The 20,431-nt window shown below is 65.8% G+C and carries 22 protein-coding genes; 9 read left to right on the top strand and 13 right to left on the bottom strand.

Annotated elements, in window-relative coordinates; translation table 11 throughout:
• Positions 1–36: 36 nt before the first annotated feature.
• Together ABV518_RS11170 and ABV518_RS11165 are read left to right on the top strand one after the other, a co-directional pair.
• Positions 37–429 (top strand): universal stress protein, encoded by a 393-nt coding sequence (locus tag ABV518_RS11170; RefSeq protein WP_310167797.1) that lies wholly within the window; start codon positions 37–39, stop codon positions 427–429.
• Between the two features lie 229 nt (positions 430–658).
• Complete coding sequence (locus tag ABV518_RS11165; protein WP_367767154.1) at positions 659–919, top strand: hypothetical protein; 261 nt, start codon at positions 659–661, stop codon at positions 917–919.
• Between the two features lie 105 nt (positions 920–1,024).
• Here the strand turns inward: ABV518_RS11165 and ABV518_RS11160 are convergent, their stop codons facing one another.
• The 5 genes from ABV518_RS11160 to ABV518_RS11140 form a co-directional block, all read right to left on the bottom strand.
• Positions 1,025–1,261 (bottom strand): hypothetical protein, encoded by a 237-nt coding sequence (locus tag ABV518_RS11160; protein WP_131133620.1) that lies wholly within the window; start codon positions 1,259–1,261, stop codon positions 1,025–1,027.
• Between the two features lie 163 nt (positions 1,262–1,424).
• Positions 1,425–3,017 carry a histidine ammonia-lyase gene (gene hutH / locus ABV518_RS11155; RefSeq protein ID WP_367767153.1) on the bottom strand — a complete coding sequence of 531 codons (1,593 nt, stop codon included), beginning with the start codon at positions 3,015–3,017 and terminating at the stop codon, positions 1,425–1,427.
• An 80-nt stretch (positions 3,018–3,097) separates the two neighbouring features.
• On the bottom strand, positions 3,098–4,828 hold the full coding sequence (locus tag ABV518_RS11150; protein ID WP_367767152.1) for a urocanate hydratase: 1,731 nt from the start codon (positions 4,826–4,828) through the stop codon (positions 3,098–3,100).
• A 151-nt stretch (positions 4,829–4,979) separates the two neighbouring features.
• On the bottom strand, positions 4,980–5,816 hold the full coding sequence (locus ABV518_RS11145; RefSeq protein WP_367767150.1) for an IclR family transcriptional regulator: 837 nt from the start codon (positions 5,814–5,816) through the stop codon (positions 4,980–4,982).
• A 187-nt stretch (positions 5,817–6,003) separates the two neighbouring features.
• Entirely contained in the window at positions 6,004–7,377 is a 1,374-nt protein-coding gene (locus ABV518_RS11140) for a hypothetical protein (RefSeq protein ID WP_367767148.1), read from the bottom strand.
• A gap of 331 nt (positions 7,378–7,708) precedes the next feature.
• Between ABV518_RS11140 and ABV518_RS11135 the strand changes: the two genes are divergently transcribed.
• Together ABV518_RS11135 and ABV518_RS11130 are read left to right on the top strand one after the other, a co-directional pair.
• On the top strand, positions 7,709–8,671 hold the full coding sequence (locus ABV518_RS11135) for a phosphotransferase family protein (protein WP_367767147.1): 963 nt from the start codon (positions 7,709–7,711) through the stop codon (positions 8,669–8,671).
• A 46-nt stretch (positions 8,672–8,717) separates the two neighbouring features.
• The gene (locus ABV518_RS11130) at positions 8,718–9,338 is read left to right on the top strand and encodes a DinB family protein (RefSeq protein WP_367767410.1); all 621 of its coding nucleotides are present in this window, start codon (positions 8,718–8,720) and stop codon (positions 9,336–9,338) included.
• A gap of 273 nt (positions 9,339–9,611) precedes the next feature.
• On the opposite strand, the gene ABV518_RS11125 is transcribed toward ABV518_RS11130, so the two are convergent.
• From ABV518_RS11125 to ABV518_RS11110, 4 genes are all read right to left on the bottom strand, one after another.
• On the bottom strand, positions 9,612–10,583 hold the full coding sequence (locus ABV518_RS11125) for an NAD(P)-dependent alcohol dehydrogenase (RefSeq protein ID WP_367767146.1): 972 nt from the start codon (positions 10,581–10,583) through the stop codon (positions 9,612–9,614).
• Positions 10,580–10,813, bottom strand: coding sequence for a helix-turn-helix transcriptional regulator (locus ABV518_RS11120; RefSeq protein ID WP_367767145.1), 234 nt, complete (start codon positions 10,811–10,813; stop codon positions 10,580–10,582). The genes ABV518_RS11125 and ABV518_RS11120 overlap by 4 nt, the downstream gene beginning before the upstream one ends.
• Positions 10,807–11,235, bottom strand: a complete 429-nt coding sequence (locus ABV518_RS11115) for a hypothetical protein (protein WP_367767143.1) — start codon at positions 11,233–11,235, stop codon at positions 10,807–10,809. The genes ABV518_RS11120 and ABV518_RS11115 overlap by 7 nt, the downstream gene beginning before the upstream one ends.
• Before the next feature lie 117 nt (positions 11,236–11,352).
• Entirely contained in the window at positions 11,353–11,742 is a 390-nt protein-coding gene (locus ABV518_RS11110; protein ID WP_367767142.1) for a hypothetical protein, read from the bottom strand.
• Between the two features lie 252 nt (positions 11,743–11,994).
• On the opposite strand from ABV518_RS11110, the gene ABV518_RS11105 reads away from it, so the two are divergent.
• The gene (locus tag ABV518_RS11105; RefSeq protein WP_367767140.1) at positions 11,995–13,515 is read left to right on the top strand and encodes an amino acid permease; all 1,521 of its coding nucleotides are present in this window, start codon (positions 11,995–11,997) and stop codon (positions 13,513–13,515) included.
• 38 nt (positions 13,516–13,553) lie between these two features.
• The gene (locus ABV518_RS11100) at positions 13,554–14,189 is read left to right on the top strand and encodes a LysE family translocator (RefSeq protein ID WP_367767138.1); all 636 of its coding nucleotides are present in this window, start codon (positions 13,554–13,556) and stop codon (positions 14,187–14,189) included.
• Positions 14,190–14,295: 106 nt separating this feature from the next.
• Here the strand turns inward: ABV518_RS11100 and ABV518_RS11095 are convergent, their stop codons facing one another.
• A complete protein-coding gene (locus tag ABV518_RS11095) occupies positions 14,296–15,159 on the bottom strand; it encodes an SDR family oxidoreductase (RefSeq protein WP_367767137.1) in 864 nt (287 codons plus the stop codon).
• Between the two features lie 123 nt (positions 15,160–15,282).
• On the opposite strand from ABV518_RS11095, the gene ABV518_RS11090 reads away from it, so the two are divergent.
• Both ABV518_RS11090 and ABV518_RS11085 read left to right on the top strand, forming a co-directional pair.
• Positions 15,283–15,672 carry a winged helix-turn-helix transcriptional regulator gene (locus ABV518_RS11090; protein ID WP_367767136.1) on the top strand — a complete coding sequence of 130 codons (390 nt, stop codon included), beginning with the start codon at positions 15,283–15,285 and terminating at the stop codon, positions 15,670–15,672.
• A 200-nt stretch (positions 15,673–15,872) separates the two neighbouring features.
• Positions 15,873–16,136: a hypothetical protein gene (locus tag ABV518_RS11085; protein WP_367767135.1), complete on the top strand. Its 264-nt coding sequence runs from the start codon at positions 15,873–15,875 to the stop codon at positions 16,134–16,136.
• A gap of 64 nt (positions 16,137–16,200) precedes the next feature.
• Here the strand turns inward: ABV518_RS11085 and ABV518_RS11080 are convergent, their stop codons facing one another.
• Together ABV518_RS11080 and ABV518_RS11075 are read right to left on the bottom strand one after the other, a co-directional pair.
• A complete protein-coding gene (locus ABV518_RS11080) occupies positions 16,201–16,950 on the bottom strand; it encodes a 3-hydroxybutyrate dehydrogenase (RefSeq protein WP_367767134.1) in 750 nt (249 codons plus the stop codon).
• A gap of 59 nt (positions 16,951–17,009) precedes the next feature.
• Positions 17,010–18,392 (bottom strand): MFS transporter, encoded by a 1,383-nt coding sequence (locus ABV518_RS11075; RefSeq protein ID WP_367767133.1) that lies wholly within the window; start codon positions 18,390–18,392, stop codon positions 17,010–17,012.
• A 130-nt stretch (positions 18,393–18,522) separates the two neighbouring features.
• On the opposite strand from ABV518_RS11075, the gene ABV518_RS11070 reads away from it, so the two are divergent.
• Positions 18,523–19,440 (top strand): LysR family transcriptional regulator, encoded by a 918-nt coding sequence (locus ABV518_RS11070; RefSeq protein ID WP_367767132.1) that lies wholly within the window; start codon positions 18,523–18,525, stop codon positions 19,438–19,440.
• Positions 19,441–19,468: 28 nt separating this feature from the next.
• Here the strand turns inward: ABV518_RS11070 and ABV518_RS11065 are convergent, their stop codons facing one another.
• On the bottom strand, positions 19,469–20,401 hold the full coding sequence (locus ABV518_RS11065) for a spermidine synthase (RefSeq protein ID WP_367767131.1): 933 nt from the start codon (positions 20,399–20,401) through the stop codon (positions 19,469–19,471).
• Between the last annotated feature and the right edge of the window lie 30 nt (positions 20,402–20,431).

Here is a 20,431-nt window from a genome sequence, read left to right as displayed (position 1 = left end):
GCAAAAAGACCAAAATACAGAAAAAGAGGAACAGCCATGACGATCGTTGTGGGATACGTCCCCACCCCCGAGGGCGAAGCGGCCCTGACCCAGGCCATCGCCGAGGCCAGGAAAACCGACACCACCCTGCTGGTCATCAACTCGTCCAAGGGCGATGCGCTGGTGGACAACCGGTACGCGCAGGAACCTGAGATCCAAGGCATCGAGGAACGCCTCGCCACCCAGGGCATCAAGCACGTCATCAAACAGCCGGTCCGCGGCCATGACGCGGCAGCGGAGGTCCTGGATGCCGCCGAGGAGCACAACGCCGAACTGATCGTGATCGGGCTGCGCCGCCGGACCCCGGTGGGCAAGCTGATCATGGGCAGCGTGTCCCAGCGCATCCTGCTGGAGGCGGACTGTCCGGTGTTGGCCGTAAAGGCCAACTAAAGGCTCTGCTCCGACTGGTCCGGGGCCTGTCCGCGGTTCCCCACCTTTGTGGTGCGGTCCTGCGGACGGGCCCCGGATTTTTTCTTGAACATTCAAGGGATGCTGTGGCACAATGACCTGCGGGGGAAAGCGCTATCCCGGTGTGATAAACACCAGTCATCTGACATTCGGAGGGCTCGCCGGTACGATGTACCGTGCCCTCCGGCACGAATCACAGAAAGAACAGCACATGACTACAGCCACCCTCGAACGCCTCCCAGCCGTTTCTCCGGCCGACGAAGCCGCGGAATTCCCCTCCATCGACCTGGAGTTCTCCAGCGCGGAAGAGGTCCACGAAGGACTGGACAACGCTGTTGCCACCCTGATCGAGACCGCCGCAAAAGATGCAGCCTGCGGCATCCTCGTTACCCGCCTGCACCCGGGCCGCTACACCGTCGCCCTCGACGAGTCGGTGCCGTTCGGCGAGACCTACGAGAACATCGCAGCGTAGTTCGCACCGCATTCCTTAAAGACAGAAAGTCCCCGCCTTTTGGCCTGGCCCTGTTTTCAGGGGCGGTCAAACGGCGGGGACTTTCTGGTGCAGGACCTGGTGGGGTTAGCTCCGGCGCACTTGCACTCCGTCGGACTTCAGGAAGAGCTGCTTTTCGGTCGGACCGGCCGGCACCAGCCACAGGACGTTCCCGCTCTGCGACACTTCCTCAACTTCGCCCGTCGCAATGACATGCGCATGCTTGAGAATTTCCACCCGGACCCCTGGCCGGAGTGTTCCCCAGTCGGAGATGGTGGCCGAATGGGCATTTCGCCTCGTTAGGACTGCCCCACGTGCTTTCATGTGAACTACTACCCCTTTGTATGCGTTCTGCTGTCACAGCCTCTTTGATGTGACTTTCACTACATCTTCAGTTCTACTACACTTCCCGCACCTGAAATGTACGTGTCGCCACATATTTCGACATCGTCCCGAAAAGCTAAGCCGGACTGAACAATATTCCCTGTCAGGCGAGATTCCCGACGGCGGATTCGGCGGCTGAAATCACCTCGCCGGAGGCGACCAGGAGGTCCGCCGCTTCGAGTTCCGGGGACAGGAACCGGTCGGTGCCCGGCCCCTCGACCACCGTGCGCAGGACTCCCAGGACGGCGGTCCCGGCAGGTCCGGGAACCAGTTCACCGCCGGAGAGTTCTGTCCGGATATCCAGCGCCCGGGCCGAGGTCACGAGTTCGATGGCCAGGACCCGGCGGAGGTTCTCCACAGCCTTGCGGAGCTTCCGGGCGGCGTGCCATCCCATGGACACGTGGTCTTCCTGCATGGCGGAGCTGGGAATCGAATCCACTGACGCCGGGACGGCCAGCCGCTTGTTGTCCGAGACCAGCCCTGCCTGTGTGTACTGGGCGATCATCAGGCCGGAATCGACACCCGGATCCGAGGCGAGGAAGGCCGGGAGTCCGTGGGACCGCGCAGGGTCAAGCATCCGGTCCGTGCGGCGCTCGGCGATGGAACTCAGGTCGGCGACGGCGATGGCCAGGAAATCCAGCACGTAGGCCACGGGCGCGCCGTGGAAGTTGCCGTTGGAGCTGACCCGTCCGTCCGGCAGGACCACGGGGTTGTCGATCGCGGCGGCGAGCTCGCGGGATGCCACCAGGGCGGCGTAGTCCACGGTGTCGCGGGCAGCGCCTGCAACCTGGGGGGCGCAGCGCAGCGAGTAGGCGTCCTGGACCTTGGAATCGCCGACGCGGTGGGACGCCACGATCGGGGAGTTGGACAGCACGCGCAGCATGTTGTCAGCTGACGCGGCCTGGCCGGGGTGCGGGCGGAGCGCGGCGTGCAGCTCCGGCAGGAACACCTGGTCCGTGCCAAGCAGTGCCTCGACGCTGAGCGCAGCGGTGATGTCCGCCGTCGTCAGCAGTTTGCGGAGGTCCGCGATGGCCATCAGGAGCATGCCCAGCATGCCTTCAGTGCCGTTGACCAGAGCGAGCCCTTCCTTCTCGGCGAGGGTGACCGGCTCGATGCCGTGCTCGGCGAGCAGTACGGCGACAGGCTGTTCTCCGCGCCCGCCGTACGTCACGCCGTCGGGCCCGGCCGCTTCACCCTCGCCCATCAGCACCAGGGCGCAGTGGGACAGCGGGGCGAGGTCGCCGGAGCAGCCGAGCGAACCGAATTCGCGGACCACCGGCGTGATGCCGGCGTTCAGCACGTCCACCATGGTCTGCAGGACCACGGGGCGGACGCCGGTGCGGCCGGAGGCGAGGGTCTTGGCACGCAGGAACATGATGCCGCGGACCACTTCGCGTTCCACGGCCGGGCCCATGCCGGCCGCGTGGCTGCGGATAAGGGACTTCTGCAGCTGGGTGCGCAGCTCGGTGGGGATGTGCCGGTTGGCCAGCGCGCCGAAGCCGGTGGAGATTCCGTAGGCGGGGGTCTCACTGTGGGCGAGCTCGTCGATGTGGGCGCGGACCCTGGCCACCGTGTCCAAGGCATCCTGGGAGATGGTCACTTTGGCGTTGTGGCGCGCGACGGCGACGACGTCCTCGGGTCTGACGCCGCTGGAGCCGAGGGTGACGGTGAGCGGTTCGTGGGTGGTGATGGTCATTGGATGTTCCTTGCTCAGTGCCGGTGATCGAGCTTGTCGAAATCCAGGTCTCGACAAGCTCGACCACCGAGGGTGGCCAGTTAGCGGGTTTCGTTCATGGGGATGCGGACGCCGCGTTCGTTGGCGACCTCGAGGGCGCGGTCGTAGCCGGCGTCGGCGTGGCGGATGACGCCCATGCCGGGGTCGTTGGTGAGGAGGCGTTCGAGTTTTTGCGCGGCGAGGTCGGTGCCGTCTGCGACGGAGACCTGGCCGGCGTGGATGGAGCGGCCGATGCCGACGCCGCCGCCGTGGTGGATCGAGACCCAGGTGGCGCCGGAGGCGGTGTTGAGCAGGGCGTTGAGCAACGGCCAGTCCGCGATCGCGTCGGAGCCGTCGGCCATGGCCTCGGTTTCGCGGTACGGGGAGGCCACGGAGCCGGAGTCGAGGTGGTCGCGGCCGATCACGATGGGCGCCTTGACTTTGCCTTCTGCCACGAGTTGGTTGAACAGCAGTCCGGCTTTGGCGCGTTCGCCGTAGCCCAGCCAGCAGATCCGGGCCGGCAGGCCTTCGAATTCCACGCGGTCCGCGGCGGCGTCAAGCCACTTATGCAGGTGCGTGTTCTCCGGGAAGAGCTCCTTGATGGCCTTATCCGTGACGGCGATGTCTTCCGGGTCACCGGACAGGGCCACCCAGCGGAACGGGCCAAGGCCCTCGCAGAACAGCGGCCGGATGTAGGCCGGGACGAAGCCGGGGAACTCGAAGGCGCGGTTATAGCCGCCCTTGCGGGCCTCGTCGCGGATGGAGTTGCCGTAATCGAACACCTCGGCCCCGGCGTCCTGGAATTCCACCATGGCCTGGACGTGGCGGGCCATGGAGGCCTGGGCTTTCTTGGTGAAGCCTTCCGGATCCGCGGCGGCCTCGGTGTGCCACTCGTCCACGGTGATGCCTTCGGGCAGGTAGGACAGGGGATCGTGCGCGGAGGTCTGGTCCGTGACGACGTCGATGGCCAGCTCGCCGGACTGGTGGCGGCGCAGGAGTTCGGGGAAGACCTCGGCGGCGTTGCCCACGTAGCCCACGGACCAGCCGCGGCGCTCGGCCTTGGCCTTCAGGACCTTCGCAATCGCGGCATCAAGGTCGGTTTCGACCTCGTCCAGGTAGCGCTTGCCGACGCGGCGGCGCAGGCGGGACTCGTCGACGTCGACGATCAGGCAGGCGCCGTCGTTCAGGGTGACGGCCAGCGGCTGCGCGCCGCCCATGCCGCCGCAGCCGCCGGTGAGGGTCAGGGTCCCGGCGAGGGGTCCGCCGACTGTTCCTTCGCCGGCAGCGGCCGGGATGCGGCCTTCAGCCTGGAGCTTGCGCCCGACGGCGGCAAACGTCTCGAAAGTGCCCTGCAGGATGCCCTGGGTGCCGATGTAGATCCAGGACCCGGCGGTCATCTGGCCGTACATCATCAGGCCCTCGGCCTCGAGCCGGCGGAACTCGGGCCAGTTGGCCCAGTCGCCCACCAGGTTGGAGTTGGCCAGCAGGACGCGCGGGGCCCATTCGTTGGTGCGGAAGACGCCCACCGGCTTGCCGGACTGGACCAGGAGGGTCTCGTCCTTTTCCATCGTTTCCAGCGTGCGGGTGATGGCGTCGAACGCGGCCCAGCTGCGGACGGCGCGGCCGGTGCCGCCGTAGACCACGAGGTCGTCCGGGCGTTCGGCCACCTCGGGGTCCAGGTTGTTCATGAGCATGCGCAGCGGGGCTTCTGTCTGCCAGCTCTTGGCGGTGAGCTCGGTGCCGCGGGCTGCTTTGACCGGGCGGGCACCGGTAGTGAAATCGGCGGGTGCCATGAGGGGCTCCTTCGTGTTTTGGGCGAGTGCGGTTTCGCAGTGTTGGGAAGAGGTTCTGTATCTACTAAAGCCCCTGCGGGCGGGACCGGACAGGGCTTTCGGGCGGGTGCTGTCCGGGATTCCAGACCGCTCCAGGTCCGGCGGGCCGGCGCTACTTGGCGGGGCGGCCGTGGATGCGGACCGAGAGCTCGTCCGCGACCTTCTGCACCCGGGCGGCGAGCGCCGGCCATTGGTCCGCCGGCAGTTTGTCTTCGAGGAATGTCACGGCGACTGCCGCCGTCGGCCATCCCACGTGGTCCGTGACGGCGGCGGCGATCGAGCCGAAGCCGGGCGTCACCTCGCCGTGCTCCGTGGCGTAGCCGCGCTGCCTGACCTGGTCCAGGTGCGAGGACAGTGCTGAGTACTTCATGATGGCGCCCGCCACCTCGTGCCGGGCGGTGAAAGCGGCGGCGTTCGGGTACAGCGCGCGGACCTGCGATTTGGGCAGCGCGGCGAGGATGGCGCGGCCGCTGGCGGTGAGGTGGCTGGGGAGGCGGACGCCGACGTCGGTCACCAGGGACGGGCGGTTCTTGGCCCGCTCCTCGACGATGTACAGCACGTCGCGGCCGTGGAGCACCGCCAGGTGTGCACTTTCGCCGATGACGTCCACCAGGGATGCCAGCAGCGGCCGGCCCAGGCGCGACAGCGGTTCCTGCCGCGAGTAGGCGGAACTGAGCTCAAAGGCGCTGATGCCCAGCCCGTAGCGCTGCTCCTCGTGCAGGTGGAGGACAAAGCCGCTTGCCTCCATCACAGCGAGCAGGTGGTAGACGCTGGAGCGGGGCAGGCCAAGGGATGTGGCAATGCTCGACGCCGCCATGGGCCCGCGCTTGGAGGCCAGCAGCTTGAGGATGCGAAGGGTGTTCTCGGCGGCCGGGACCTTGGAGGTCGCCTTTGACCCCGCATGGGCCGGGGTCTGGGTGGTGGTTGCGGCGGCTGTAGTGGCTGGCATGCGTCCTCTTCGGTCTCGGCGGTGTCCGGTATCCCGTACTTAAGGATGCGCCCCGTAGCAGACTGCGGAGGACCCGCTTACCGCTTGCGTGTCTCTAATCCCGGACACATGCCCGAGGAGGGCGCCGAGATCCCGGCCCCGGTCCGCAACCCTGGTGCAGCGGCGGCGGTCCGTCGACTGCTCCCTGTCAGGCCGGGCTTCTCCGGCGGTGCAGGACAAGGGCGCCGATGCCGCCTAGCACGATCACTCCAAGGACAAGCAGGACCATCCACACGGACCCGCCGCCCTGGCCAGTCCGGGTCTCGGCGGCCTGCGGGCCTTCCGCCAGACCGGCCGGATTTCCGGCGTCCATTGTTCCGGACGCCGGTTTACCCCCCACAGCTGCCGGTGCGGCGTGTGCGGCATCGGTCATCCCGGCGAATTCGCCGGGTTCAGCCGGTGCAACCTGCTGAAGGGCCCCTGCCTCGACTACCCCGGCGTTCAAAACGGTTCCTCCCGCAAAGCCAAGCCAGCTGGCAGCCGGGGCTTGATTCCTGACCGCTTCGGGCTGGCTGGCTGGCGGAGTGGCGGCTCCGGACGCCGCCCGGGCGGCCGCGGCCACTGCAGCAGCTTCTGCGGCTATGGCATCGGACTCCGCCTGGGCGGCCTGGCCATTCGATATGGAGATTCTTGCCTGAACTCCTGAGACCAGGGCCGACTTTTCGCGGTCGCGATCGGCGAATCGGAACTGGTCCGTCGTGGCCAGGGCGCGGAGCATTTCCCGTGTTCCATCAATGGCTGCGTCTGCTCCGACCCTGGTCTCGGGACCGCCTGTTTCGAGCAACCAGTAGGCAGAGATCCTATTGTCCAGTTCCTCGGCTGCGAAGACACCCTCCACCAGGAATTCGCGCACACGGAGTGGATCGTCAGCGAGGAGAATGCTTTCCGCGGATGAACGGACGTGCGCTCCACCCGTTGCCTGGTACTGATACGTGCGTTGCCTGTCAGCAATGATCTGCTGCTCGGTGGGATAGGGTGCCGGGTTGTCCAACCTGGCTTGGGCCTCTGCCGCCAGCTGGGCGTCTTCAGCCGTATGGGCGGCCTTGGCTTCCGCCGTGCGGAACGCCCATTCAACCCCAAGGCGCGCGTGTTCCTCCATTCGGGCAGCCTTTTCTGCTGCTACCGCGCCGCCTACGGCCTCGGTAGCCTTCTGCGCTGCCGTCCGCGCAGCATCAGCTGCGGCCCGGGAGGACGCCGCAGCGGCTGGGGCGTTCTGAGGATCACCCGCCTGGGCCAGGGCGCTTTCGGCAGCAAGCCTCTGCGACCGCGCTTCCAGGCTGGCAGAATCAGCATTGGCCGTCAGACGGAGGACGACCTGTTCCTCAATGTCCATGGCTGCCGCGAGGTACTGCTCGTAACGGAGGAACTCCCGGATGACCGCAGGTGAATAGGTGTCCAAGGCCCGTTGAGCAGCCAGCCTGACGCGCACCCATTCGCTCTCAATGAGATATGTGGCGTTGACCCGGTCCTCATCTGCCGGTGCAGCTTGTGCCGGCGTCGAGGGAATCAGCAGGGCAGCCATGGCGACTCCCAAGACGAGGCCGGCAGCCATCGCCGCAGAAAGCCATTGGCGCAGGGCGCATTGCAGAGCGGTGATCAAGTTTCCCCCAACAGGTGTGATGTCAACCCGTTGAAGTGGCTAACAGCAGGCTTCCTGGGAGGCCACGACGTTTGATACCGGGGTTGCGTACCCGAATTCTATACGCACATGAACTGCGCCCGACGCCACCCCTCTTCGACCACGCAGGCCAGGGAATCTTCTTCGGACGTTGACCGGTCGAATCGGTGCAGGAAGCCACGCAGGACCTCCAGGTAGCGCGCCCGCTCCTCCGCCGCGAAGGAATAATGGCTGGATGCAACCCGAATGGAGTCCGCGCATCAGCTGGACTGACCTGCCCGGCCATGTTCGGGAAGGAATAGAACAGATTCTCGGCTCCCCAGTGATTGAGGCGAGGGGCCAGCAGGGAGGCTTTTCTCCGGGTACCGCGGACAGGGTGCGCACCGCCACCGGCCGCACAGCGTTCGTCAAGGCCGTCGGCCGTCAACTGAACGAGCATTCGCCGGAAATTCACCGGAAAGAAGCGGCGATTGCAGCTGCCCTGCCGAAGAGCGTGCCGGCGCCGTCGCTGATCGGGACATTCGACGACGGCGAATGGGTCGCGCTTGTGCTCAGGGATGTGGAAGGCAGACATCCCCATGTTCCATGGCACGACATCGAGATTCAGCTTGTCCTGGATGCCCTTTTGAAGATTGCCAGGACGCCGCTCCCCACAGGCCTCAAGCGACTGCCCAGTTTAGAAGCGGAGCTTGCCGATCCATTTCGCGGTTGGACCCGTATACGGCGCGATACACCGAAGGACTGCGATCCCTGGGTCCTCCGGAACCTCGATACGCTCGAGCGGCTGGCAGAGCGAGGACTGAGGGATGTGGCAGGTGGATCGCTGGCCCATACGGACGTGCGCGCAGACAACATCCTCATCACTGCTGCGAACGGGGCCGTTCTAGTGGACTGGCCGTGGGCTGCCATCGGAGCACCGTGGGTGGATGCCCTCACGGTCCTGGTCAACGTCCGCGTCTTCGATGCTTCCTTCGAAGCGGATGCGATCCTGGCTTCCCACGGCGTCTTCACGGGTGCCAGCGCGGATCACGTCAACGGATTCCTGTCCGGCATTGCCGCCTACCTCATCGACGCCGCACGGCAACCGCCACCGTCTGGCCTCCCCACCCTCCGGGCTTTCCAGCAGCGGCAGGGCGAAACGGTCATTCATTGGCTGAGGGAGAGACTCCCCGCTGCAGATTCCACCCCTGGGGACTGACGCTCCGGCCGTTCAGTAGAGTGCCCGCTATGGACGAAAAGAGACACTGCACCACTATCTGCGCGTCAGGCGGGACAGCCTTCTCGGCAAACTGGATGGCCTGAGCGAGTACGACGTCCGCAGGCCGCTCACACCCACCGGCACCAACCTGTTGGGTCTGGTCAAGCATGTGGCGAGCATGGAGCTCGGCTACCTTGGTGACGTTTTTGGCCGCCCCAGCGGCCGGCATCTCCCTTGGTTCGACGCCGACGCGAGCCCCGACGCCGATCTGTGGGTCGCCCCCGACGAAAGCCGTGAGGACATCATTGAGTTGCATTTATTTGCCGGGGAGCACAGTGACGCAACCATCGAGGCCCTGCCGCCGGACGCGGTCGGGGTGGTTCCGTGGTGGCCGGAAGTGCGGCGCCACGTCACCCTGCACCAGATCCTCGTTCACATGGTTGCCGAAAGGGCCCACCACCTGGGCCATGCCGACATCCTGCGCGAACTGATCGACGGCACGGCGGGGCAGCGTCCCGGCGATCCCAACCTGACTCCGCGCAGTCCGGAGGAATGGGCCGCCCACCGCGCCATCATCGAGGCTGCAGCCCGGGCCGCTGCCACTCCGGCAGAGGAGGACACGGCTCAGTCCGCCACCCCGCAGGGGCCTCTCCGCGGGGACGTCTGACTCCGCGGTCCAGGCTAGCTAGCTCGCAGAAGGCGCTTTGCCCGCATCCGCCAGCGCTGGGGCGAGACGCGCTGTGAGCCGTCGTTTCAGCGCAGCGAGCCGTACATCCACGCGGGCAATTTCTTCGGCCGACAAAATAAACATACGGGCCATAAGCGGACGGTGGTCGATGAAACTCGTACGCGGAGATTATCCGCTCAAGCTGTGGATAACCTGCGAACATGGGGCCTCAAGTGAACGTTCGCGCCAGGGCCGGGAGCAGGTGGGGGCGCGTCAGACACTCACCACAACCTTGCCGCGCACCCGGCCCTCATGCAGATGGGCGACGGCGGCCGGGGCTTCCGCGAGTGGGTAGACGTTGTCGATGGCGGGTCTCACGCGCCCGGCTTCAATAAGTGCTGTCAGGGCCTCAAGGTCCTGGTAATTCTCGGTTGAGACAAGCCCCTTGAATTTCTGCCCGGAGAACAGCGAGACCAGGGGCGCACCGATGGACCGCTCAAACCCGCCGGTCAGTTTCCCGCCACCTTCACCGCCTACGATCACCAGCGTTCCCTGCGGCGTGAGGGCCTTACGAGAGACAGACAGCGGCCGGTTTCCGGCGGTGTCCAGAATGACGTCGTAAAGCACACCGGCGGTGGCAAAATCATCCCGGGTGTAGTCGATGACGTGGTCGGCGCCGAGCGACCGGACCAGGTCCATCTTGGCGGTGCTGCACACGCCGGTGACCTCTGCCCCGAACGCCTTGGCGAGCTGAACGGCGAAGGACCCCACTCCCCCGCCCGCACCGATGACCAGCACCTTCTGGCCCGCAGTGACCTGTCCGGCGTCGCGGACGGCCTGCAGGGCAGTCACGGCGGAAATCGGGGCGGCGGCCGTTTCCTCGAAGGTGAGGTTGGCAGGCTTCCGCGCCACCAACTTTTCCTTGGCGCAGACGAATTCCGCGAAGGACCCCTCGCAGGTGCCGAACACCTCATCGCCGGGCTGGAGCCGGGTCACGCCCGCTCCAAGGGCCTCCACGACGCCGGCAACTTCCCTGCCGCGGACCGGCACCTTGGGCTTCTTCAGCCCGAAGCCGAAGAGCCGGACCAGGTACGGCATGCCGGTCATGAGGTGCCACACGCCCTGGTCGACGCCGGCGGCGCGGACCCGGATGAGGACCTCGCCGTCGCCGGGCACCGGCTTCGGGATGTCCCGCAATTGGAGCATCTCCGGGTTCCCATAAACGTCCTGCACGATGGCTTTCATGATGCGTCTCCTTCAAGCTGCGGGTACTGGAATACGTCCTCGAGCGGCACGCTGAGCACGTGGGCGATCTGGAAGGCCATCTCCAAGGACGGCGAATACCGGCCCTGCTCGATGGCGATGACGGTCTGCCGGGTGACGCCCACACGCTCGGCAAGTTCTGCCTGGGTCATCTCGCCGCGTGCAAACCGGAGGCGCCGGATCGAGTTCGTCACCCGTGTTGGTTTCACCACGGCTGGAACCCCCTGCGGTAGGCAACTATCTTGGCCACGGAGCCGAGGATTGCAGAAAGGAAAAACGCCAGGTAGATGACATTTGCGATCCAGAAGTGGTCCGCCTCCAGCATCGCCATCAGCAGCACCGCGACTCCCCCGATCACCAGAAACGACTGCCCGATGTACTCGCCGAAGCGGTAGATCTCCCGGTCCCGCTGGTCCTTCTTCCCGGCCTCCTTGGGCGAGAAAATGCCCATCAGGATGTGCAGGGCGATGGACAAAGCAATGGAAGCCCCGACCGTCCACAGGAGCGGCGCAACGTACGGGACGTCGACCAAAGGCATGGTTCCGGCCAGGCCGAGGACGATGGCCAGGTAGACGCCGTAGGAGCCCACGGCCACCACGCCCATGATCCACGCGCTCTTCTCTTCGAAGGACATTTCTGCTCCCTGCCGACACTAGGCATGTAAAAGAAACTTGACACTTCCAATGTAAAAGAAAGCAAACATGGAGTCAAGGATGATTTACATAAGCGGACGCGGCTTGGTGTCGTCCGTTCAGGCGCCCGGAAGGCGGGCGAACCCGGCGTGGAAGTCGCGGACAATGACCGACCCACTGCCCAGGAGCTTCGCCTTCGTCTGAAGCCGGGCCACGAGTTCCTCCGTTGGGCGGCCGAATATTTCGATCGTCTGCATCCTGATGAATGGAGCAATCGGCGGGAACTTGGGTCCTGCCACCTCCAGGTGGAACTCCAGGGAGGCCAGATCGGGATGGAAATGCAGGACGCTCATGGTGGTTCCGTCCGCCGAGAAATAGACGCGGTAGGCGATGATCCTGGGCTCGTTCAGGTCCACGAATGCAGCCAAATCCGCCATGGCCGCCTTGAGTTCCTCCAGCATGCCTGGCCGGACCTGGGACGTATCGAGATACGCAATGAAGTCATCCACTTCATCCTCCGCTTCAGGGCCCGGCTCAACACCCGGGATAGCCTTCCGGGAACTATTTTCCTCCGGATCCAACTCACCGCCTAGCCCTCGGAAGGCAGGCGCAGCGCGCTGCACCGACCCGTTCCCTGGACCCCGGGCGGCCGCGTTGAGTCTGGAATGAAAGACACCAAGCGTCCGTGAGGCTCATCACGCCGGGCGCCAAAATGGTCTGCTGGTTAACGATCCCCCTCCCAATGACGAGAAGGTATTTGTATGCAGCACGCCGCCACCAGGCAAGACACAGAAGCCAGCCCGGACGCCCGCCCCACCGAAAGGCCCGGCCCAGGCGCCGCCGTCGCAAGCGCCCTCAACCGGGGACTGAACGTCCGGCACATCCGCTTCATGGCGCTCGGCTCGGCCATCGGCACCGGCCTGTTCTACGGCTCCGCCTCCGCCATCCAGAAGGCCGGCCCGGCGGTCCTGCTCGCGTACGTCATCGGCGGCGCAGCGGTTTTTATGGTAATGCGGGCGCTCGGCGAGATGGCCGTCCGCCACCCCGTCTCGGGCTCGTTCGGCCAGTACGCCAGCCGCTACCTCGGACCGCTCGCGGGGTTTGTGACCGGCTGGACCTACGTCTTTGAGATGGCGATTGTGGCCATCGCCGATGTCACGGCGTTCAGCATCTACATGGGCTTCTGGTTTCCCCAGGTGGACCGCTGGATCTGGATCCTGGCCATCATCTGCTTCCTGGCCGCCCTGAACCTGCTCAGCGTGAAGGTCTTCGGCGAGTTGGAGTTCTGGTTCTCGCTGATCAAGGTTGTGGCCATCATCGCCATGATCGCCAGCGGCGCAGCCATCATCGCCTTCGGCTTCCAGGCCGGCGGCTCCACCGTGGCGCCGGGCCTGGGCAACCTAGTGGAACACGGCGGCCTGTTCCCCCACGGCTTCGAGGGGCTTCTGGCCTCCTTCGCCGTCGTGATGTTCGCCTTCGGCGGGATCGAGACCCTCGGCATTACCGCCGGCGAGGCCGCGGACCCCAAAAAGGTCATCCCGAAGGCCGTGAACACCGTACCGGTGCGCGTCCTGCTGTTCTACGTCCTGACCCTCGGGGTCCTGATGAGCCTCTTCCCGTGGAACGAAATCGGCACCAACGGCAGCCCGTTCGTCCAGATCTTCAGCGGCCTCGGCATCCCGGCCGCCCCCCACATCCTGAACGCCGTGGTCATCACCGCCGCCCTGTCCGCCATTAACAGCGACATCTTCGGCGCAGGCCGCATCCTGTTCGGCCTGTCCAACCAGGGCCACGCGCCCGCAGTGTTCGGCAAGGTATCGCGCCACGGCGTCCCGTGGATGACCGTGGTGATGATGGCGGGCATCCTCCTGGTGGGCGTCGTCCTCAACGCTGTCATTCCCGAGGACGTCTTCATCCTGATCGCCTCGATCGCCACATTCGCCACCGTCTGGGTGTGGGTCATGATCCTGGCGTCCCACGTGGCCATGAAACGTGAGATCGCCCGGAAGGGCCTGCCGGCGTCGGAATTCCCCTCCCCATGGTGGCCGGCCGCATCCGTCCTGACCATCGCATTCATGGCGCTGGTCATCGGCGTCCTGGGCGCCTTCGAGGACACCCGCGTGGCGCTGTACGTGGGAGCCGTGTGGCTGGGACTGCTGGTCCTCGCCTACCGGCTCTGGGTGAAGGGGAACGGACGACGCCGGGCCGACCTGGTGGACGAGACCTCACCGCTGCCCGTGGTCACCACCGCCGTCACCACCGGAGTTTCCGCCGGCAGCTAAGCATCGACCGCCGGCCGAGGCCAGGACTATCATCAGGCATGGTTCCGTTCACCAATCTCCTGGCGTTTGCCCTGGCCTCGCTGGTCCTCATCGCCATCCCCGGCCCCAGCGTGCTGTTTGTCATCGGCCGTTCGCTTGCCCTCGGACGCAAGGGCGGGCTCCTCAGCGTGCTGGGCAACGCCCTGGGGATGGTGCCGCAGGTCATCGCCGTGGCACTGGGAGTCGGCGCTGTGCTGGCCCAGTCGATCGTGCTGTTCACGATCATCAAATTCGCCGGCGCGGCCTACCTGGTGTATCTCGGCATTCAGGCGATCCGGCACCGCGGCGGAGGTACGACGGCGGCGGGCCGGGTGCCGCCGTCGTCCACCTGGCGCCTGCTGCGGGAGGGCTTCGTGGTGGGTGCCACGAACCCGAAGTCGATCGTGTTCTTCGTGGCAGTGCTGCCGCAGTTCATTGACTACCAGGCAGGCAGCATTCCGCTGCAGCTTGCGTCCCTGGGCGCGGTTTTCCTGGTGCTGGCGCTTGCCTTGGACAGCATCTGGGCGCTGGCCGCCGGCACCGCGCGGCACTGGTTCGCCCGTTCGCCGAAGCGCATCTCCACCCTCGGAGCTGCCGGCGGGGTCATGATGATCGGCCTCGGCGGAACCCTGGCGCTGACGGGCAGCAAGTCCTAGCCCGCCCCCAACGCTCTCCCACCGAATGAAAGTGAGAGAGCGTTGGCTCAAAACGTGCAGGAAATGAGAGAGCGTTGGCTCAAAACGTGCAGGAAATGAGAGAGCGTCAGGCGGCGGCGACCGCCGAGCGGACGGCAGCAGGCATCGGCGTCGTGGGCCGGCCGATCAGGGTCCGGAGGTCGGAGCCGCTGACCAGGAGGTCGCCGCGGGCGATGCCGAGGTCGGAATCGGCCAGGATCTCGGCGAACGCCTGCGGAACACCGAATCCTGCCAGCAGCCCGGCATATTCCTCAACCGGAAGGTCCTGGTACGCCACGGGCTGGCTGGCTGCGGTGCTGATTTCCTGGGCCAGTTCGGCCAGCGTGAAGGCGTGGTCCCCGCCGAGTTCATAGATCCTGCCGGCCTGGTTGTCGGCAACCATGACAGCCGCGGCGGCCTCGGCGTAGTCCGCGCGGGAAGCGGCACTGACCTTGCCCTCGCCGGCACTTCCTGCCAAGGCACCCTGGGCAAGCGTGCCCGGCAGCTGGTCCGTGTAGTTTTCGAGGTACCAGCCGTTGCGGAGGATGGCGAACGGGACACCGGAGTCCTTCAGGATGGCCTCGGTGGCCTGGTGTTCGGCGGCCAGTTTCATGGCGGTGGTGTCGGCGTTGGCGATGCTCGTGTACGCGACCAGGTCCACGCCTTCAGCCTTGGCCGCCTCAATCACCGTGCGGTGCTGGTCAACCCGCTGGCCAACCTCGCTGCCGGAGATGAGCAGCACTTTGCTGGCGCCCTGCAGTGCCTTCGCCACGGACGCGGGGTCCGAATAGTCCATCGGCTTGATCTGCACACCGCGGGCGCCGAAATCGGCCAGCTTTTCGAGGGAACGGCCGGTGGCCACGATCTCCGCTGCCGGAACGTTGCGCTGCAGGAGTGCCTCGACGACGTGGCGGCCAAGCTGTCCGGTGGCTCCGGTAATGACGATGCTCATGGGGTGTTTCCTTTCACCATTTGTAAGGGGGTCACCATCCACAACCAGCTGTCCGCATAAATACTTCCTGAAAGAGAGTACGCACTTATAAGTAAGGTACTGACCTTTTGGTAAGATATGGCCATGGAAGCGAAGACCCTGCGTGCACCGCAGTTGGCACCCCTGCCGGCGGACTTTACCAACGGCGTGTTCCAGGCCGGGTGCCCCAGCCGGACGGTCCTGGACCACATCACCAGCAAATGGGGAGTGCTCATCCTCGTGGCGCTCTCGGAAGGTGAGCATCGCTGGAGCGAACTGCGGCGGCGGGCCGAGGGCATCAGCGAGAAGATGCTCGCACAGACCCTGAAGACACTGGAACGTGACGGCCTGGTGCTGCGGAAGGCCCAGCCGGTGATTCCGCCGCATGTTGACTACAGCCTGACGGTCCGCGGCTATGAACTCACCGCCCTGCTGGTTCCTTTGGTCACGTGGGCCTACGACAACGCCGACGACATTCTCGACGGCCAGCGCTGACGGAAGGCCAGCACCGACCGGAAAGTCCCTAAGTAGTGGGTCTCCGCCAAAACGAGTACCTGTTACTGGTGTGACTGGTGTGAATAGCACCTAGCGTATGTGTAAGGTGCCAGCCAGGAATAGGAGGACCATCCTCTGCTGGAGCGTTCCGGCAACCGCACCGCAGTGGGCGGCTCCATGCCGCCTTCAAGGAGTGGTTCATGGTGAAAGCACATGTCCCGGACCTGGCCAGCATGGGCCGGCCAGTCAGACTTTCCTCCCTCATCATCAGCATCCGGGACCGGATCCTGGTGACCCTCGGCCCGAAGTGCCCTTACCGCGTGGGGGATGCCGTGGTGGGGGATGATCCGTATAACGGCCGGCACGAGGGGATCGTCATGACCCGCCGGGGTTCGTCCGTGGAACTCGGAACAGCGGCAGGAGTCTTCTTCTACGACCACCGCCACCTGAGGCGGCTGGACTGAGTTTTTGTCCAGATAACGCGCCTTGACCTTTTTGGCACGCTATCTGGACAAAAACTCATTGGGGCTACCGCGCGGACCAGCCGCCGTCCATGGTGTAGCTGGCCCCGGTGACCATGCCGGCATGATCGGACGCCAGCCAGGCCACCAGTGACGCCACTTCCTCGGGCTCCACCAGCCGTTTCACGGCGGATTCGGTGAGCATGACCTTGGCCAGTACCTCCGACTCCGGGATGCCGTGCACCTGGGACTGGTCGGCGATCTGCTTCTCCACCAGCGCCGTCCGGACGTAGCCCGGGTTGACGCAGTTGGACGTGACACCGCGCTCCCCGCCCTCAAGCGCCGTCACCTTGCTCAGCCCTTCCAGGCCATGCTTCGCGGAAACGTATGCGCTTTTGAACGGGGAGGCACGGAGTCCGTGCACGGAGGACAGGTTGATGATGCGGCCGAAGCCGTTGGCGTACATGTGCGGCAGGGCTGCCCGGATCAGCAGGAACGGGGCCTCCAGCATGAGGGCGATGATCCGGCGGAACTCCGCCGGATCGAACTCCTCGATGGGGCTGATGCGCTGGATCCCGGCGTTGTTCACCAGGATGTCGCAGTCCAGGCTCAGGGTGGCGAGCGTGTCCACGTCCAGCAGGTCAACGGCCCAGGAGGTGCCGCCTACTTCGTCGGCGAGTGCGGCGGCGCCGGCGGAGTCGACGTCGGCAACCACCACCTTTGCCCCGCGGGCGGCGAGCTCCCTGACACACGCGGCGCCGATCCCGCTGGCTCCGCCGGTCACCAGGGCCTTGCGGCCGTTCAAACAGTTTTCCATTGCACTTCCCATCGTCTGCCAGTCAGCCTTCGTGCCCGGTCCTCAGCGGCTCAAGCAGCTCAGCGTGAGCCGGCCGGCAGGAGTCCTTCGCGGGCGGCGTCGGCCTTGTCCACGTCCTCCAGGGCGATGCCCTTGGTTTCCTTCAGGCTCAGCACCGCCACCGTGGTGATGGCACAGGCCACCACGAGGTAGACGGCGGTGGGCAGCCAGGAGCCGGTGTCCTTGAGCCACTGGGTGGCCAGGAGCGGCGCCAGCGAACCGGCAAAGATGGACGTCACCTGCGAGCCCAGCGAGACGCCCGAGTAGCGCATCCGGGTGGGGAACAGCTCGGCCATAATGGCAGGCTGGCCGGCGTACATAAACGCGTGCAGGCACAGGCCGATGGTCACCGCCAAAACGATTACCACGGCGTTGCGGGTGTCGAACATGGGGAACGCGAAGAAGGGCCAGGCCGCCCCGGCGATGGCGCCGAAGAGGTAGACAGGCTTGCGTCCCAGCTTGTCCACGAGACGGCCCACCTGCGGGATGACCAGGAAGTGGATGACATGCGCGATCAGGAGTGCCAGCAGGAGCGAGGACGTGTCGTACTTGTGCACGCTCTTGAGGTAGACAATGGCGAAGCTGACCATCAGGTAGTACATGATGTTTTCCGCGAAGCGCAGTCCCATGGCCTGCAGGATGCCCTTGGGGTACTTGCGGACAACCTCGAAGACGCCGTAGCTGACGGCCTGTTCCTTCTCCACCAGGGCCTTGGCCTCCAGGAAGATGGGGGCTTCGGTGACGTGGGTACGGATGTAGTAGCCCACAAACACGATCACGGCGGAGAGCCAGAAGGCCACGCGCCAGCCCCAGCCGAGGAACGCTTCGGGGCTCAGGGTGGTGGACATGATGAACAGCACCAGCGTGGCCAGGAGGTTGCCCACGGGCACGGCGGCCTGCGGCCAGCTGGACCAGAATCCGCGGGAGGCGTTGGGGCTGTGTTCTGCAACCAGCAGCACCGCGCCGCCCCATTCGCCGCCGAGTGCGAAGCCCTGGATAAAGCGCAGGGCCACCAGGAGGGCCGGTGCCAGGTAACCGATGTCGGCGAAGCCGGGGAGGCAGCCCATCAGGAACGTGGCGACACCCACGATCACGATGGTCAGCTGCAGGGTGGGCTTGCGGCCCAGCTTGTCGCCGATCTGGCCGAACACGATTCCACCGAGCGGGCGGGCCACAAAGCCCACGGCATAGGTGAGGAAGGCCTGGATGATGCCGTCCAGCTCGTTTCCTGTGGCGGGGAAGAAGTACTTCCCGAACACGAGGGTTGCGGCGGTGGCGTAAAGGAAGAACTCGTACCACTCCACTACGGTGCCCACCATTGAGGCGGCTACAATCTTCTTCAGTCCGGATCCTTTAGGTGCGGATCCGGCGGCATTGTCTGCCGAGCGTTGTCCTACGCTCATGGGGTTTCTCCTTAGTGTCCACTCCGACACGTGCTGTGATCCACAGCACTAATGGCTTCACTGAGTATTGCTGCACAAACATGCACGTTCAATGCCCAATCCAGCACCAACCATGTGCACAATTGCAGATATGAATGCCAATCCGGACGACCTGCTGGTCCTGCTCGCCGTCTCCCGGTCCGCTAAATTTACGACGGCGGCACAGGCCCTGGGCCTCAACCACACCACCGTCTCACGCCGGATAGCCTCCCTTGAGAAGGCGCTCGGCGGCCGGGTCCTGGCCAGGGCGGCCGGTGGCTGGGAACTGACGGAGCTCGGCACGGAGGCCGTTCGGGTTGCCGAACAGGTGGAGGCTGCGGTGAGTGCGCTGGGACCGGCAGGAAAGGCACCCGACCCGATTACCGGCGTCGTACGCATGACGGCGACTGACGGCTTCAGCGCCTACATCGCGGCCCCGGCCGTGGCCCGGCTGCGGCGCCACCACCCGGGGCTCACCGTGGAGGTGGTGACCATGACCCGGCGGGCATTGCAGCAGCGCTCGGGCCTGGACATCGAGGTGGTGGTGGGTGAACCGCAGGTCCACCGGGCCGAGGCCGTGCGGCTGGGCGACTACATGCTGGGGATGTACGCCTCGCGCGCCTACCTGGCGGAGCACGGGACGCCCGCCAGTGTGGCGGAGCTGACGGAGCATCCGCTGGTCTATTTTGTGGACTCGATGCTGCAGGTGGACGACCTCGACGCTCCCCGCCGGCTGGTGCCGGCGATGCGCGACGGACTCACCTCCACCAACGTCTTTGTCCACGTGGAGGCCACCCGCGCCGGCGCGGGCATCGGCTTCCTGCCGTGCTTTATGGGCGACCTGCACAACGACCTGGTCCGGCTGCTCCCTGGCGACTTCGCCGAGCTGCTCCCCTATTGGATGGTGCTCCGGCCGGATTCGATGCGCCGCCCCGCCGTGGCCGCCGTCGTGCAGGCCTTGCGGGACCAGACGGCGGCGCACCGGGAGGCTCTCCTGGGCCGGGGAAAAACCCCATCGGTTGCTCCGTAACGGCCCTTTTAGGGCCTGAAAACGGCGGTTACGGAGCAATCGATAGGGCCGCCGGGTCGTGGCGCACCGGGGAGCCGGCGGCGAAGGCGCGCACCTGGGCGTCGTTCCAGATATGGGCCGGGACTGCACCACCCAGGAGCCGGCGGGCCAGCTGCGGGTCGCCGTCGAGCGGGGCGTCGCTGCCGGCCATCACCATGTTCCCGTACCGGCGGCCCTTGAGCATGGCGGGATCGGCGATGATGACTGTGTGTTCGAAGGCTGCGGCGATGGTGGCGGCGTCCTCGCGGGCGTTTTTCAGGTCCGGAGCGTCGCCGGAGTTGACCACATAGATGCCGCCCGGGGCCAGGACACGCCTGATGTGGCTGTTGAATTCCGCCGTGGTGAGCGGGCGCGGGGTCAGCGATCCGGCAAAGACATCGCGGATGATGAAGTCGCGGGTGTCCGGCGTGAGCGTCTCGGTGACCTCGCGGGCCTCCCCCACGCGGATCCGAAGCAGCGGCGCCTTGGGGAGGTCGAACCAGCCGCGGACGTATTCGGCCAGCTTGCCGTCAAGCTCCACCACCACCTGGCGCGCGTCCGGGTAGGCGGCGTGGAAATAGCGGGCCAGGGAACATGCCCCGCCGCCCAGGTGCAGCCCACGGAGGCGGTACGGTTCGGGCTGGGCCCCGCCCTTTCCGGACGCCACCGGCCAGCGCGACTCGATCAGCGCCGCCATCCAGCGCATGTATTCAAAATCGAGGAAGAGCGGATCGGCGAGGTCGATGTGGGAACTCATAACACCGTTGATCCTCAGGAGCCAGCCGTTGGAGTTGTCCTGGTCCGCGATGAGCTCGCAGTCGCCCGTGTCGATGTAGTAGACGCCCTCGACGGGGCCGTCCGGCCGGGTTCCCTTGGGCACCTCGATGACTCCCGCCGCCGGACGCTGGCTGTTCCGGCCGCCTGACTTGCCGCGTTTTGCCATTATCCGTGCGCCGCATCAGTCATGGTTCAA

The sequence above is a fragment of the Arthrobacter sp. HS15c genome (genome assembly GCF_040812005.1).
GTDB lineage: Bacteria > Actinomycetota > Actinomycetes > Actinomycetales > Micrococcaceae > Arthrobacter.
The sequence above is the reverse complement of the archived record's forward strand: the minus strand, read 5'-3'. Positions and strand labels throughout refer to the sequence as shown.